Below are 14,735 nucleotides of genomic sequence, written 5' to 3' on the forward strand. Positions count from 1 at the left end.
GAATATGAATCTTCTCCCTCCGAACCGAGTTGCTGATTTGATGTGTCGAGCTAGAAGCTGGCATTCAGGTTGAACCCCAGCGTGACCTTGGCGGTGCGATAACCCTCAGGCTTGCTGATGGGTGCGCCGACGAAGAAGTCGTAGCTCAGCTTGGTCCTCTGGCCGCGCACGCCGATAACGGCACCAGCCAGGCTCCGGCCGAGCAGATCGACCGTCGAGCGGCCACCGACGTGGCCGTAGTCTGCGCCGACGTACAGCTCTGCCCCGCTTTGCCCCACGGCCCATCCGATGTCGTTGCGGATGAGCCAGCCGCGCTCGCCCATCAGGCTCGTCTCTCCATCGAAGCCGCGCACCGTGTAGCGCCCGCCGATAGCGAAGCGGTCTTGCGGCGTCAGCGGCGTGCGATTCCACTGGGCGCGGATCAAGCCGGAGTAGCGCAGCTTCTGTTCGCCGAGCTTGAACGGCGCATTGAGGGTGACATCGGCCGTGTACAGCTTCAGGCGCGAAGTGCCCTCGCCGAACTCTTCTTCCGGCGCGATGCGGGAGCCGAAGCCGCCCGTGCCGCGCTTGTAGGCCAGCGTGCCTTCAAGCGTTGCTTCGCCGATGAACTCCTTGTGGTTCAGGCTGAACTCCAGGCCGCCGACCACGCGGTGTTGCACCTCGACCTCGGTGTCGTCCACGAAGTTGCGCGACTCGCGGCGCCAGCCCTTGATGGCCACCGTGGTCTTGCGCTGCTGGTCGCGATAGATCATGCGCGAGAGCTTGATCTCGGCGTTGTTGCTCTTGCCCGCGTACACGTAGTCCTGGTTCAGGCCGGCCACGCTCTGGTGGTACTGGCTGTTGGAGGCGGTGAAGCCCAGGAGCCAGTAACCGTAAGGCAGCGAGTAGTGAACGGTCTGGCCTTCCGTGCCCTTGGCCGGATCGCCGAAGACGTGGTTGTTGATGTTGTGGTTGGCGCTGACGTAGAACAGATCGTTCAGGCCGAAGGGGTTGTCCAGCGACAGCGTGGCGCCGGATTGGTAGCGGCCCGTGGCCTCGGTGCCGCTGTCGTCGAGGCTCAGGGTGACGCGCCACTTTTTGGATTGGACGTACTTGACGACGAGGTCGCTGTCGCCGGGCTTGGCGTTAGGGGCGGTTGAGGGTTCGATCTGGATGTCGGCTTCGGCGGGGGTGGGCGCTTGAGGTTTTCCAGGCCCTGTTCGATGTCGCGCAGGTTCAGCAGGTCGCCGGGGTAGGCTGGGATTGCGGAGGCGAGCAAGGCGGAGTTGCCCAGCAGCGTCGGAGAGGAGTCGGCTGTTGCGCGGATGGCTGCGATGCGGCCGGGGACCAGCGAGAGGGTCAGCGTGCCGGCGGACAGGTCTTGTGGGGCGGCGAGCACTCGGGTGGTGACGAAGCCGCGGGCGATGACGGCTTGCTGCACGCGTGCGAGGACCACGTTGACGCCGGTTGTGCCGAGGCAGCGACCGATAGGTGAGTCGTTGGCTTCAGGGCCTGAGAGATCGGTGACGGCCCATTGGAAGGACTCGGACTGTTCGCCGACCAGCAGCACGCGGTCGATACGAAAACACGGCGACTCGGATTCAGGGATGCGCTGCACTGGCGCGGGTGGCGCAGCCTGGGGACGCTGGTCGACGGTGCGTTCGGTCTGCTCGCGCAGGGCACGTTCGCGCTCTTGCTGAGCGCTGCTGCTCAACGAAGGGCTGCGGTGTGCTAGGAACCTGGGCTTGAGCCAACAGTGGGCTACCCAATAGCACGCCGGTCAGCATGGCTCGCGGGTTTGCTCTCAATTTCTCTCCCTCAATGTCTTTCCTGTCTGCATTCATCGTCTTCACCCAAGCTCTACAGCTTCAGCTATGAGCAGCACTGCGAGTGCGCCTTCAGAGTTGGCAGGTGTCTTGGGGAGCGGTACTGCCCGTCGTCTCGGCATTTGGCTTACCCACGACCTAGAGAGGTTTTGCGTAACTCATGCTGAGACGCAGCTATGCGATCTGAGCCAATTCATTGGCCACCAAATATGCGACCAACATGCTCGCGCGAAAAAGCAATCACACCAATGCATAGGGCAATGGCCGCAGCTGTTATCAAAAATTTTCGCAAAGGCGATGCCGATGCCTGTATGCACCATTCACGAATAGCGAATAGAGTCCCGGCGATCGCGCCTATTAGTGCACCTAATATTACGTAGCGCAGCCAATGATCAAACGGCTCCCACTGCCAGACATCGGTGACAAACCAACCATACAAGGGAGGCCAGACACCTCGAACCAGTCCGGCAACCAGCGAGAACAGCGCAGCGAAATAGAGATTGAATTTCACGAAAAATCCAACCGTCGACAACTTGATAGAGTCATTGACCCTGTCTCTTCTGAAGGTCATTTTTTACGGAATTTCCGGCCGGTTCATAGAAATACTTAATTCAACTCATTCGAATCACTCGATCTATTGCAGCAGGCACGTAAATCTCAGTTTTCGGCCTGCCGCAATTCAATGTTGCCTTATGATTTTCCTCCATTCAAATAATGCAATCAGGAGGCCCAGCGCCATTGTAATTACAGTAATTCCACCTACGGCATACATTGAAAATTCGGAAAGCTGAAAGGCGGCACCCTGCGGCGTTCTGATTATCTCAAAAATGATGGCGAACATGAACAATGGAATTCCAACATGGAATATGGCGGCAGCCATATGTATATAGGCCAATTTTGCCAACCTTGATTGGATATCTTGCTCAGCGTTCCAAGGCTCCTCCTGCCCAAACCAGAAATCTCTGGCCAGTTCAGGATCGAGACCCATTCCAGTGGGAGCGGCCATCAGATGTGCAAGTAGGGGAGCTCGTTTTCTATTGTTCATTTATTGGTACTCGCTTCACTGGGTTTCCAAAGAGGACTAGTCCACCATGAGTTCCCCGTAGCCGTCGCGCCTGTTTGATTCATCCAGTTAAAGCTCCCGTAGCCAGCTACAGCACCAACAGCTTGAGTTGCAGCAGTATCGATGCTGATAGGAATCATAGTGTGCGGTAGGCGAGCGTCATAGTTCAAAACCCTTCTGGTTATTCCTCCTCCGACATAACCTGCAGCAAATGCAGTTGCAATTCCGGTGGGGGTTGCGCCAGTTTGGTGAGTGACAAGATAAATACCGTCACTGAAAAGTCCGCTTGTCACGGAGCCGCCAAGCCTGGACGAAGCCGCCGAGTTGCGACTGCACGTTCACCCGGCTGTTGTTCAGGATTGCACCGTTGGTGCCGACGTTGAACTGGTTGTAGACGTTGCGCGAAACGCCCGCCGCCGAAGGCGTCTGAACGTCACCAGAGGCACGCCGTTCGGCGCGACCAGCACCGTCGGCCGCAGGTTGCCGGGCACATTGGGCGCGCCCACGATCTGCGCGTGGAGCGGGGCGGCTGCCAGAAGGCTTGCCAACGATGTGCCGGCCACTACGCCGCGCATCACGGAAGTCGCTTTGCTGGCGCCCTTGCCTGTGCTGTTCGCGGTCTCCTGGACCACGATGCGCATGCCCCTGGCTGCGTTGAAGACGACGCGATGCAAACGGCGATTCACTTTTTATTTCCTCCCCTTAACACTCGGACACTCGCGGCAACATTTGTGACCAAATGACACGCGGCGCGATTATCTAGGGGCGTTCAGTGAATAACCGGTAATAAATCACACTTTCAAGTTGTAAATAAAACAAGTTAATCCATGAGTAATTCATATGCATTACTCATGGAGAAAGCGGCGATTGAATTGTTAGCATCCGTCAGACATTGACGGCAACTACAGCTCCCCACACCTGCAGTGCCAACGCGCCCCGGAGCAGCCCGGGGCGGATGCGCCATGCCTACTGCGCCGCGACCTTCACGAACACCGGGTTCGAGTAGAACCACAGATCCGCGTAGTTGCGCGCATTGATGGCGTTGAAGCGCGCGACGTTGTCGGTCACCACCACCTTGGCGTCGGGCAGCGGTTCGCCCGCAGCCGTCTCGCCCGGCACGTCGGTTCCCAGGTTGGTGCCGCGCAGGCGGAAGTACTGGTTGTTGCCGGCCTTCACGGTGTAGCTCACGGCGAAGTAGCCGTCGGCGTCCAGCTTCCAGTCGTCGCGGGTGAAGCGCTTGAGCACGCGGGTCGACGTGTTGGTGTCGCGCGAGTAGCCCGGCGTGCCCGGCTTCTCGAGCCCGGTCACGTCGCCGGCGATCAGGTCGATATGGTCGACCACCGGCTTCACGTTGGCGAAGACGCCGCTGCCGAGCTGGTATTCGAAGTTGTTGCGCTCGGGGCTCTTGAAGCGGATGGTGATCTTCAGGTCTTCGCCGGACTTGGCCGCCACTTCCGAGCCCATCTCGCCCGCGCCCTTGGCGCTCTGCACCTTGAAGTCGAGCGCGTTGATGAGGTCGCCGTTCACCGCGAAGAGCTTGCCCGAGCGCATGGCCGCGAGCAGCGACTTCGGGTCCTTGATGTCGCCCCACAGGTGGTTCTTGGCGTACTCGCCCGGCGCGTAGCCGCTGCTGTATTGGCCCTGTGAGATGGTGAAGTGGTAGTCGGAGTCCGCCACGTTCCAGATGTGGCGGCCTTCGGACAGCAGCGCGTCCCAGGTGCCGCCGAGCTTGGCGACGAGGTAGTCGACGCCGCCGTAGACGCGCGATGGCAGATTGGCCGGAATGTAGTCGCTGGTGTAGCCGCCGCGGTCGGGCTCCATCTGGTTGCCGACCATGCCTTCGAGCGAGAACACGATGTTCGGCGCGAGGTCGTTCATTTCACGCAGCTGCGCGATCGTGTACTTGCCCGGATTGCGCGAGGGATGGTTGATCTGCAGGTAGCTGGTGTCGGGGTAGTTGCTCTTCAGCCAGGAGATGGCGGCGAGCGTCTCCGCGTGGGTGTTGTAGCCGGTGCCGGCCTTCGGACCCCAGGCCGCCACGTCTTCCGGCGCGAAGGCCGAGGCAGGGCGGTTGGTGAAGAGGTACTCGAACTGGTTTGCGGCCTTCAGTGCCGTGGCCGACATCGGGCTGTCGGTCAGCAGCCCGACGTTGCCGTGGTCGTGGGAGGGCATGTCCCACTCGAAGGACGCGAAGATCGTCTTGTCTGCGTACTTGCCTGCGGCCTGCAGTGCCTTGATGCGCGGCACCTGGTACTTGGCCATGCCTTCCGAGAACGGGATCGCCGTCGCCAGCTTGTTGCCGTCGTTGTCGTAGGAGGATGGGCGCAAGTGGTCGGACAGCGCGGCCCAGTCGAGCCCGAAGCGGTCGAAGGCCTGGGCGAGCACCTGGTCGAGCTTGTTGACCTGCTGTGCGTCGTCCGACTGCATCGTGTGGATGTGCAGGTCGCCGATGGTCCAGCGGCCCGTGGGGCCGGCTGCGGGGGCCGGCGCTGGGGCTGGGGAGGGCGCCGGAGCCGGCGCGGTGGCCGTCGGCAGGGGCACGAAACCCGGGCCATCGGAGCCGCCGCCGCAGCCGGCCAGCATCAGCGTGCCGACGGCGAGGGTGGAAAAAAGCGTGCGGCGGAAGGGGGGAGCAATCGAAAAACGGTAGGACATGGCGTTCTGAAAAGATGACAGGCGTGTTAAACACGTTGGCCCAAAAGGGCTACGGAGTCTCGAAGCCAGCCATGACGCCTCGATGAAAGAGAAACGAAAGTTCGTTGTTCCCGCGCCCCAAATTCGCGAGAACAAGGCCTTCGCGGACCGTACGGTCGTGCGCGCTCTATAAACTCGACCCCTTCCATGAATCTCCGCGCGCCTCCCCCCACGCTCACTGACCTTGCCCCTGTTTCGTGTAGCTCTTAACCCACGATTCACGCGGCCTTTTTACGCTGTGCCTCGTACCAGCGCTGCTCGTACTGCATCGGGCTGAGGTAGTCCAGCGATGAATGCAGCCTGCGGTGATTGTAGAAGGCCATCCAGTCCATCACCGCCTGCCTGGCCTGCTCACGGGTAGCGAATTTGTGCCCATGCACGCTGGCTGTTTTCAGCCGGCCCCAGAAGCTCTCGGTCGGTGCGTTATCCCAGCAGTTGCCTTTGCGGCTCATCGATGAACGCATGCCCCAGCCCTTCAAGGCATCTTGGAACTCATGGCTGCAATACTGGCTGCCCCGGTCGCTGTGGAATATCACCCCAGGAGGCGGCCTGCGGCGCCACCACGCCATGGCCAGCGCGTCCTTGACCAGGCTGGCCTGCATGTGCGGCTGCAGGCTCCAACCCACCACCTGACGGTTGAACAGGTCGATGACCGCAGCCAGGTAAAGCCAGCCCTCGTCGGTTTGGATGTAGGTGATATCGCCACTCCAGAGCTGGTTGGGCGCCTCGGGGTTGAAGCGCCGCTGTACCAAGTCGGGCGCCACCGGCAGGCTGTGGCGGCTATCGGTGGTCACCACGAACTTGCGTTTGGTCTTGGCCCTGATGCCGTGCTGCTGCATGAGTTTGCGCACCCGGTCTTTGCCCACTCGGATGCCCCGGGCCAGCAGTTCCTTGTGCATGCGTGGCCAACCGTATTCCCCCTTCACCTCGGCGTGGATGGCGCGCATGTACGCCAGCAGGGCTTCGTCGCTGTGACGCCTGGCAGGTCTACCGTGGCCAGAATCACGCCGGCGCAGCCAGTTGAAGTACCCGCTGGCGCTGACCTCCAGCACCCCGCAGGACACATTCACCGGGTACAGCTTTCTCATTTGGTGAATCCAGGCGTACCTCGCAGCGTGTCCTGCGCGAAGTACGCCGCGGCTTTTTTTGCGATGTCGCGCTCCATGCGAAGGCGAGCATTCTCTGCACGCAACCGGGCTATCTCCATCTGCTCGGGCGAGACTTGGATGCTCTTGTCACCACCGCCCGCACCGTCCAATTCTCCCTTGGCTGACAGCCGCACCCAGTTGCCCAGGCTCGCTTTGGGGATGCCCAGTACCTTGGCCACCACCGCAATCGCCTGACCCGAGCGGACCTGCCGAACAGCCTCCTGCTTGAACTCTCGCGTGTACTGCGCACGCACCTGCTTGTCACTCATCTCTGAACTCCTTGTCGGTATTTTCAACAAGGGTTAAGAACTCCACTTTTCAGGGGCAACCTCACACTTCCGTCGACGGTGAGTTGCTCTCGCGCATGGTGCGGGCCGATCAGCTGGTGATGGTGCGCCGCAGCGTGCTCGCCGCCATTCCGATCAACATCGTGCTGAGCTTCACCGCGACGCTGGTGGCGCTCAATTCGGGCCGCGCGTTCGAGGGGCTGTGCTGGCTGATGCTGTCGCTCGCGGTCAATGGGTTGCGCAGCTATGTCTGCCGCTGGCCGTTCGCGCCGTCGCGCGGCGTGCTGCTGGACAGCAGCGTGGCAACGTCGCCCAAGGGGCGCCCGGTCGAATGGCACCTGCGGCTGGCGGCGGTGCTGGCCGGGTTCTCGGGCTTCGTCTGGGCGCTCATTCCGCTGCTGTGCAACGGCTACTCATCGCCCCAGGCGGTGTTCTACCTGACGGTGGTCTGCGGTATCTGCGCGGGCTCGGTGACCTACGGCGCGGCCTTCGCTTTCGTGCCGATCAGCTTCATCACGCCGGCGTTGCTGTCGGTGGCGGGGTGCCTGGTGTACTGGGGCGGCTTCGACAACTTGAGCCTGGCCGCGATGGTGCTGCTGTACCTCGGGGCGCTGGTGCGCAGCGCGGTGCACAGCGAACGGACCTTCCGCGAGGGCAGCCGGCTGCGCAACGAGGCCACCGCCATGACGGAGCAGCTGCGCCAGGTGCATGCGCTGTCGCTGGACGCGACGCAGCAGCTTTCGTTCCGCGCCTCGCACGACTCCCTGACCGGGCTGCTCAACCGCGAAGGCTTCACCGAGGCGGCGACGCTGCACATCGTTTCGTCCCGCGGCCAGCAGCACTGCCTGTTGCTGCTCGACCTGGACGGCTTCAAGGCGGTCAATGACGCCTTCGGCCACAAGGTCGGCGACCGCGTGCTGCAGGACGTGGCCGGCTGGCTGCAGCGCGAGCTCACCGACCTGCGCGCGGTGCTGAGCCGCTGGGGCGGCGACGAGTTCGCGGTGCTCTACAGCCTGCAGGGCGCCCGCCAGCCACCCGCGGCCATTGCGCAGGCGCTGATCCGCTCGATATCGTTTGCCACCGCGCACTACGGCGGCCACCTGGGCGTGAGCATCGGCATCTCGGTGTCGGGCGACGCCGAGATCGCCGACATGATCAGCTTCGCCGACGAAGCGCTCTACGAGGCCAAGCGCACCGGGCGCAACCGCTACCAGTTCTTCGACGCCCCGCTCAACCTGCGGCTGGGCACGCGCAGGGACGTGGAGCGCGACCTGCTCCACGCCATCGAGGCGCGCGCCATCGGCGTCTGGTACCAGCCGATCATGGGCTGCGACGGAAAGCACATCCACAGCCTCGAGGCGCTGATGCGCTGGCACCATCCGCGCCACGGTCACATCGCGCCCGAGGAAGTGATCTTCGCGGCCGCCAACACCGGCGTCGCGGAGCCGCTGCTGCGGCACCTGGTCGACGAGGTCTGCCGGGCGATGCGCCAGCTCGAGGCCTCGGGCTCGGTGCTGGCGAGCGTGCCGATCGCCATCAACGTGTCGCCGCGCGAGATGGCGCAGCTCGCGGTCGACGACATCGTGCTCGGCATGCTGAAGACGCGCGGCATCGCGCCGACCCGGCTGCAGATCGAGATCACGGAAGAGGTGGCGCTCGACACCCACGCGACGCGCAGCCGTCTCAGTGCGCTGTCGGCCGCCGGCGTGGCGATCGTGGTGGACGACTTCGGCGTGGGCTATTCATCGCTGGCGTCGCTGCGCAGCGAATACGTGCGGCAGGTCAAGATCGACCGCAGCTTCATCCTGGGGCTGGCGGCGTCGCCGGGCAACGTGGTGCTGGTCGATTCCATCGTGCAGCTGGGCCGCTCGCTGAACATCCAGGTCGTGGCCGAGGGCGTGGAAACGCAGGAGGAACTCGACGTCCTGCGCACCCTGGGCTGCACGCTGGTGCAGGGCTACCACCTGGCGCGGCCGGCGCCCCTGCCCAACATGACGGCTTGGGCCGAGGCCCGGACCAGGTCGGCCGCGGCAATCTCCTCCATGTCGGGCGCCAGGCCGGCCTGAGCAGGCAGGCCGCAGCGCCCGGAGGGCTCAGGCCAGCAGGTCGCTGAGCGTGCGCGCGATCACCTTGGTGGCGCGGCGCAGGTCTTCGAGCACCACGCGCTCGTCGCTGCGCTTGGCGTGCGACTCGAGCACGGTACGCGGACCGGCTCCGTAGATCACGCCCGGAATGCCGGCCTCGACGTACAGGCGCACGTCGGTGTACAGCGGCGTGCCCATGGCCTTGATCGGTTCGCCGAAGACGTCCTGGCCGTGCTTCTGGATGGCGTCGACCAGCGGCTTGTTGCCGGCCAGCGGCTTCATCGAGTTGGCCAGCAGCAGGCGCTTGATCTCGACCGTGATGCCGGCGCTTTCGGCCGCGGCATCGGCGATCACCTTGCGGATGGTGGCTTCGACCTCGGCCGGGTTTTCCTCGGGAATCATGCGGCGGTCGAGCTTGAACACCACCTTGCCGGGCACGACGTTGGTGTTGGTGCCGCCTTCGATGCGGCCCACGTTCAGGTACGGGTGCGTGATGCCCTCGACCTTCGACGTGACCTGCTGGTAGAGCGTGTTCTGCGCATACAGCGCATTCAGGATCTTCACCGCGCCCTGCAGCGCGTCGATGCCGGTGGCCGGCACGGCGGCGTGAGCCATCTTGCCGTGCACCGTCACTTCCATCTGCAGGCAGCCGTTGTGGGCGGTGACCACTTCATAGCTGAAGCCGGCCGCGATCATCAGGTCGGGCTTGGTCAGGCCCTTGTCGAGCAGCCAGCCCGGGCCGAGGATGCCGCCGAATTCCTCGTCGTAGGTGAAGTGCAGTTCGACGCTGCCCTTGGCGGGCCTGGCGACGGCTTCGAGCGCGCGCAGCGCGAAGGTGAAGCTCGCGAAGTCGCTCTTGCTCACGGCGGCGGCGCGGCCATAAAGGCTGCCGTCGACGATCTCGCCGCCATACGGGTCGTGCGTCCAGCCTTCGCCCGGGGGCACCACGTCGCCGTGGGCATTGAGCGCGACGGTCAGGCCGTCATTGCCGTACTTGCGGCGCACGATCAGGTTGGTGATCGATTCGAGGCCGTAGTCCTTCACGTCCTGCGCGGGCACGGCGTGCTTCTCGGCGTCGAGGCCGAAGTCCTTCAGCAGCTCGGCGGTGCGCTCGGCGTGCGGCGCGTTGTTGCCCGGCGGCGTGTCGGTGGGCACTTGCACCAGTTGCTGCAGGAACTTCACTTCCTCGTCGAAGTGGGCGTCGATCCAGGCGTCGAGCTTTGCGTAGTCGGTCATGGTTTTTCTACTTTGAATCAGTGGGCTTGTTCGGCGGCGAGGTTGTCCAGCAGCAGCTGGAAGGCCTGCACCGCGAGCTGGATGTCGTCGTTGGTGCTCGATTCGAGCGGGTTGTGGCTGATGCCCGAGTTGATGCCGCGCACGAAGAGCATGGCCTGCGGCATCACCTCGTGCAGCTTCATGGCGTCGTGGCCGGCGCCGCTGGGCATGCGAAAGAGCGGAATGCCGAGTGCGTCGACCGCCTTTTCCCAGCGCTGCTGCCAGGCCGGCGCGCTGGGCGCGGCGGCGGCACGCATCGTCTCTTCGAGCTCGAAGCGCACGCCGCGTCGCTCGCAGATGTCCTTCAGGGCGTTGACCACGTCAGTGGCCAGCGCATCGCGCTGCTCGTTGTTGGGCGCGCGCAGGTCGAGGCTGAACTTGCAGCGGCCAGGCACCACGTTGATGGAGCCGCTGGGCACTTCGAGCATGCCGACGGTGCCGACCGAGTCGCCGTCTTTGGCGGCGCGCTGCTCGGTGTAGAGGATCAGCTCGGCCACGGCGGCCGCGGCGTCGCGGCGGCGGTCCATGGGCGTGGTGCCTGCGTGGCTGGCCATGCCGATGACTTCGCCCACGTAGCGCACGCTGCCGTTGATGGAGGTGACGATGCCCAGCGGCAGGTCGAGCTCGGTGAGCACCGGGCCCTGTTCGATGTGCACCTCGACGAAGCCGAGGTAGCGCGCCGGGTCGCGCTGGATCTTCGGGATGTCTTCCTGCTTCAGGCCGGCGTGCTGCATGGCCTCGCGCATGGTGACGCCGTCGGCGTCCTTCTGGTCGAGCCAGCGCGGGTCGAAGTGGCCGATGAGCGCGCCCGAGCCCAGGAAGGTCGCCTTGTAGCGCTGGCCTTCCTCCTCGGCGAAACCCACCACCTCGAAGGCGAAGGGCAGGCGCTTGTTCTGCCGCTTGAGTTCGCGCACGCAGGCGATCGGCACGAAGATGCCGAGGCGGCCGTCGTACTTGCCGCCGTTGCGCACGGTGTCGTAATGGGAGCCGGTGAGCAGCGTCTTTGCGTCGGGCGTCGTACCTTCGTAGCGGCCCACCACGTTGCCCACGGCATCGATGTGCACCGAATCGAAGCCCACGTCGCGCATCAGCGTGCTGATCTGCGCGGCGCAGGCGCGGTGCGCGTCGGTCAGGTAGGTGACGGTGAGCTGGCCCTTCTCGGCGTAGCCGGGGTCGGTGTGCACCGAGAGCTGCTCCTGCCAGTCCCACACGTCGTTGCCGAGCGTGATGTCGGCGGCGAACTTGTCGTCCAGGCGGATCTCGGCGATGCGGTGGATGTTGCGCAGCGCCTCGCCCAGCTCGAACGACGGGTGGTTGTGCAGCCGGCGCTCGAAGGTCTCGATGATCTCGCGCTTGGCCAGCCCGGTGCCGCGCGGTCCGCGCACGGCCAGGATGAAGGGGAAGTTGAACTTCGCGTTGTAGTCGGCGTTGAGTTGCTGGATCTTCGCGAACTCCTCGGGCGTGCAGTCGGTCAGGCCGGCCTTGCTCTGCTCGTTGGTGGACTCGGCCGTCAGCGTCTTGCTGACCATGGCCTTGCCCGCCAGCTCCGGGTGTGCGCGGATCAGGCCGATCTGCTCGTCGGCCGACGATTCGGCCAGCGCCCGCACCAGCGCATGCTTGAGGTGCGCGAGCGAACGGAAGGGGCGGGCAGCCAGCGCGCGCTGCGCGATCCAGGGCGAGTGCTCGTAGATGCCGTCGAGCAGCGCGACGGCTGCGGCCGGCACCGCGGCGTTGAGTTGGGCGATGGTGAGGCTCACGATGCGGCTCCTGCTTCGAAGGGGTGCGCCTGCTTCCAGTGGCGCGCGATGTCGACGCGGCGGCAGACCCACACCTTGTCGTGCTGTGCGATGTGGTCCAGGAAGCGCTGCAGCGCGGTGATGCGCCCGGGCCGCCCGAGCAGGCGGCAGTGCATGCCGATGCTCATCATCTTCGGGCTGTTGTCGCCGGCCGGGTCGCCTTCGGCGTAGAGCGCGTCGAAGGTGTCTTTCATGTACTGGAAGAACGGGTCGGCATGCGAGTAGCCCTGCGGCAGCGCGAAGCGCATGTCGTTGCAGTCGAGCGTGTAGGGCACGATGAGCTGCGGCACCACCGTGCCGTCGGTCTTGCGCACCTTCATCCAGAAGGGGAGGTCGTCGCCGTAGTAGTCGCTGTCGTACTCGAAGCCGCCGTAGTCGGCCACGAGGCGGCGCGTGCGCGGGCTGTCGCGGCCGGTGTACCAGCCCAGGGCGCGTTCGCCGGTGAGCTTCTCGATCGCTTCCATGCCCAGGCGCATGTGCTCGCGCTCGGTGGCTTCGTCGAGGTTCTGGTAGTGGATCCAGCGCCAGCCGTGGCAGGCGATTTCATGGCCCAGTTCCTTGAAGGCGGCGGTCAGTTCCGGGTAGCGCTCAAGCGCCATGCCCACGCCGAACACGGTGAGCGGCAGGCCGCGCTTTTCGAACTCGCGCAGGATGCGCCACACGCCGGCGCGCGAGCCGTATTCATAGATGCCTTCCATGCTGATGTGCCGGTCGGGAAAGCTCGCCGGGTTGAACATCTCGGAGAGGAACTGCTCGGAGCCTGCATCGCCGTGCAGCGTGGCGTTCTCGCCGCCTTCTTCGTAGTTCAGCACGAACTGCACCGCGACGCGCGCGCCGCCGGGCCACTGCGCATGGGGCGGGTTGCGGCCGTAGCCGACGAGGTCGCGGGGGTAGGGCAGGGTGGAGTCGTAGACGGTCATAGGCTTTTCAGGACAGCGCCAGCGAGATGTCGTTGGTCGGGACCTTGCGGTCGAAGGTCAGGTTGGCCTCGACGTGTTCGAGGTGTTCGGTCATGAGGCGCACGGCGCGTTCTTCATCGCGCGCGGCCAGTGCCTTCACGATGTCGGCGTGTTCGTCGTTGGAGTGTTCGGCCGCGCTGGTGCTCTGGTACATCAGCGTGATGAGGGCGCAGCGCGAGATCAGCTCGCCGAGGATCTGCGCCAGCACCTGGTTGCCCATGAGCTCGGCCATGCGCACGTGGAAGTCGCCGAGCAGCTCGGTGCGCCCGGAGATGTCTTCGCCGGAAACGGCCGATTTCTCGAGCGCCACGTGCTCCTTCAGCGCCTTGATCTTGGCGGGCGTGACGGTGCGCACGAACTCGCGCGTCATCTCGGCCTCGAGCATGCGGCGCACGGCGAACACCTGCTTGGCCTCGTCGACGGCGGGCGCGGCCACGAAGGCGCCGCGCGCGGGCTCCAGGCGGATGAGCTTGTTCTGCGACAGCTGGAACAGGGCCTGCCGCACCAGCGTGCGCGAGACGCCGAAATGATCGGCTAGCTTCTGCTCGGCCAGCTTGGTGCCGGGCTGAAGCCGGTGCTCGACGATGGCCTTCGTGAGGGCATCGACGATCGAACGGGTGGTGGAGGACTCCATGTTTTTCATGATAGACCCAAAGCCGCGAACTGTATACACTTTTGTCCACCGGAATATCCCGCACTCACCGATCCAACTTTCGGACTTTCAAGGAGCGCCCCATGGGCCTGAGCACTCACGTACTGGACACGATGCACGGCGGCCCTGCCGCGGGCATGGAGGTGGCGCTGTACACCACCGACGGCGACGCCGCGACGCTGGTCAAGCGCTTCACGCTGAATTCGGATGGCCGCAGCGACGGGCCGCTGTACGACAACAACTCGCTGAAGGCCGGCACCTACCGGCTGGTGTTCGACGTGGCCAGCTACTTCAAGGCCCGCGGCGTCAAGCTGCCGGAGCCCAATTTCCTGAACAAGGTGTCGCTGGACTTCGGCGTGGCGCACACCGACGAGCACTACCACGTGCCCCTGCTCGTGAGTCCGTGGAGCTACTCCACGTACCGCGGCTCCTGAGGTCAGTCCCCTTGCTGCTGGCCTTCTGTCAGGGTGTCGAGTTGAAAGCGGCCGCTTTCGTCCCACAGCCAGGTGTCCGTCCAGGTGACGGCGCCCAGGCGGGTGGCCGGCGGGAAGGGCGAGGCCTTCAGCACCGTGCGCTCGATCTCGGCGATCACCTCGGGTGCGTGCTTGGGCGCGCGCAGCCAGCGCATCGAGCGCACCTTGCCGCCCGTGTCGAGGTTCACTTCGAGCGTGCCGACGGCATAGAGCACCGGCGGCAGCTGGCCCTTGTAGATGCGCGAGCGGTTGGCTTCGTAGACGTGGCGCGCGGCGTCGCGGCGGTAGTCGCGCGCGCTGGCTGCGCTCGATGCGCGCGGCGCGGGGCCGGCACCCACGTCGCCGCTGGCGCCGCTCAACTGGCCGGGCACCGACCCGGTGGAGCCGCAGCCGGCGAGCCAGAGGGCCGAAAGAAGGGAGGCTGCAAGCGCGAGGCGTCGGGGCGTAAGCTGGCGATTCATCGCCGGGTTTATACCGTGAGTCTCCACGGGCCGGGCAA

Annotated in this window: 12 protein-coding genes and 1 pseudogene; 2 read left to right on the top strand and 11 right to left on the bottom strand. The window is 64.6% G+C overall.

The features are described from left to right. Positions 1-50 precede the first annotated feature (50 nt). From ACWV14_RS33110 to ACWV14_RS33135, 6 genes and pseudogenes are all read right to left on the bottom strand, one after another. Positions 51-1,766: pseudogene (locus tag ACWV14_RS33110) on the bottom strand (ShlB/FhaC/HecB family hemolysin secretion/activation protein). 232 nt (positions 1,767-1,998) lie between these two features. After that, positions 1,999-2,316 (bottom strand): hypothetical protein, encoded by a 318-nt coding sequence (locus ACWV14_RS33115; protein WP_454908050.1) that lies wholly within the window; start codon positions 2,314-2,316, stop codon positions 1,999-2,001. Positions 2,317-2,484: 168 nt separating this feature from the next. Next, positions 2,485-2,811 carry a hypothetical protein gene (locus ACWV14_RS33120; protein ID WP_454908051.1) on the bottom strand — a complete coding sequence of 109 codons (327 nt, stop codon included), beginning with the start codon at positions 2,809-2,811 and terminating at the stop codon, positions 2,485-2,487. Positions 2,812-3,221: 410 nt separating this feature from the next. Further along, the gene (locus ACWV14_RS33125; protein ID WP_454908052.1) at positions 3,222-3,554 is read right to left on the bottom strand and encodes an ESPR-type extended signal peptide-containing protein; all 333 of its coding nucleotides are present in this window, start codon (positions 3,552-3,554) and stop codon (positions 3,222-3,224) included. A gap of 280 nt (positions 3,555-3,834) precedes the next feature. Further along, positions 3,835-5,523, bottom strand: a complete 1,689-nt coding sequence (locus ACWV14_RS33130; RefSeq protein WP_454908053.1) for an S-layer protein — start codon at positions 5,521-5,523, stop codon at positions 3,835-3,837. Positions 5,524-5,780: 257 nt separating this feature from the next. Then, a protein-coding gene (locus ACWV14_RS33135) for an IS3 family transposase (RefSeq protein ID WP_454902123.1) occupies positions 5,781-6,979 on the bottom strand; the annotation gives its coding sequence in 2 pieces (ribosomal slippage) (positions 5,781-6,712 and positions 6,712-6,979; 1,200 coding nt in all). Positions 6,980-7,062: 83 nt separating this feature from the next. Between ACWV14_RS33135 and ACWV14_RS33140 the strand changes: the two genes are divergently transcribed. Beyond that, a complete protein-coding gene (locus tag ACWV14_RS33140; RefSeq protein ID WP_455342736.1) occupies positions 7,063-9,063 on the top strand; it encodes a putative bifunctional diguanylate cyclase/phosphodiesterase in 2,001 nt (666 codons plus the stop codon). Positions 9,064-9,090: 27 nt separating this feature from the next. Here the strand turns inward: ACWV14_RS33140 and ACWV14_RS33145 are convergent, their stop codons facing one another. The 4 genes from ACWV14_RS33145 to ACWV14_RS33160 are packed head-to-tail and all read right to left on the bottom strand — an operon-like array spanning position 9,091 to position 13,745. Next, positions 9,091-10,317, bottom strand: coding sequence for a M20 family metallopeptidase (locus ACWV14_RS33145; protein WP_081269337.1), 1,227 nt, complete (start codon positions 10,315-10,317; stop codon positions 9,091-9,093). A 17-nt stretch (positions 10,318-10,334) separates the two neighbouring features. Then, entirely contained in the window at positions 10,335-12,113 is a 1,779-nt protein-coding gene (uraD, locus tag ACWV14_RS33150) for a 2-oxo-4-hydroxy-4-carboxy-5-ureidoimidazoline decarboxylase (RefSeq protein ID WP_454908056.1), read from the bottom strand. Then, positions 12,110-13,072, bottom strand: a complete 963-nt coding sequence (gene puuE, locus ACWV14_RS33155; protein ID WP_454908057.1) for an allantoinase PuuE — start codon at positions 13,070-13,072, stop codon at positions 12,110-12,112. Before puuE ends, uraD begins: the two co-directional genes overlap by 4 nt. A gap of 7 nt (positions 13,073-13,079) precedes the next feature. Beyond that, positions 13,080-13,745, bottom strand: coding sequence for a GntR family transcriptional regulator (locus ACWV14_RS33160; protein ID WP_240651253.1), 666 nt, complete (start codon positions 13,743-13,745; stop codon positions 13,080-13,082). Between the two features lie 101 nt (positions 13,746-13,846). Between ACWV14_RS33160 and uraH the strand changes: the two genes are divergently transcribed. Further along, complete coding sequence (gene uraH, locus ACWV14_RS33165; protein WP_454908058.1) at positions 13,847-14,197, top strand: hydroxyisourate hydrolase; 351 nt, start codon at positions 13,847-13,849, stop codon at positions 14,195-14,197. A 2-nt stretch (positions 14,198-14,199) separates the two neighbouring features. Here uraH and ACWV14_RS33170 read toward each other — a convergent pair whose 3' ends face one another. Next, the gene (locus ACWV14_RS33170; RefSeq protein ID WP_454908059.1) at positions 14,200-14,697 is read right to left on the bottom strand and encodes a hypothetical protein; all 498 of its coding nucleotides are present in this window, start codon (positions 14,695-14,697) and stop codon (positions 14,200-14,202) included. Positions 14,698-14,735: the final 38 nt, after the last annotated feature.

This window comes from Variovorax durovernensis, assembly GCF_977011995.1.

Excerpts from the sequence above, each read along its gene's own strand:
- ACWV14_RS33130 (WP_454908053.1), bottom strand. The coding sequence starts at position 5,523 with ATGTCCTACCGTTTTTCGATTGCTCCCCCCTTCCGCCGCACGCTTTTT.
- ACWV14_RS33160 (WP_240651253.1), bottom strand. The coding sequence starts at position 13,745 with ATGGAGTCCTCCACCACCCGTTCGATCGTCGATGCCCTCACGAAGGCC.
- puuE (WP_454908057.1), bottom strand. The coding sequence starts at position 13,072 with ATGACCGTCTACGACTCCACCCTGCCCTACCCCCGCGACCTCGTCGGC.
- ACWV14_RS33145 (WP_081269337.1), bottom strand. The coding sequence starts at position 10,317 with ATGACCGACTACGCAAAGCTCGACGCCTGGATCGACGCCCACTTCGAC.
- uraH (WP_454908058.1), top strand. The coding sequence starts at position 13,847 with ATGGGCCTGAGCACTCACGTACTGGACACGATGCACGGCGGCCCTGCC.
- ACWV14_RS33170 (WP_454908059.1), bottom strand. The coding sequence starts at position 14,697 with ATGAATCGCCAGCTTACGCCCCGACGCCTCGCGCTTGCAGCCTCCCTT.
- ACWV14_RS33120 (WP_454908051.1), bottom strand. The coding sequence starts at position 2,811 with ATGGCCGCTCCCACTGGAATGGGTCTCGATCCTGAACTGGCCAGAGAT.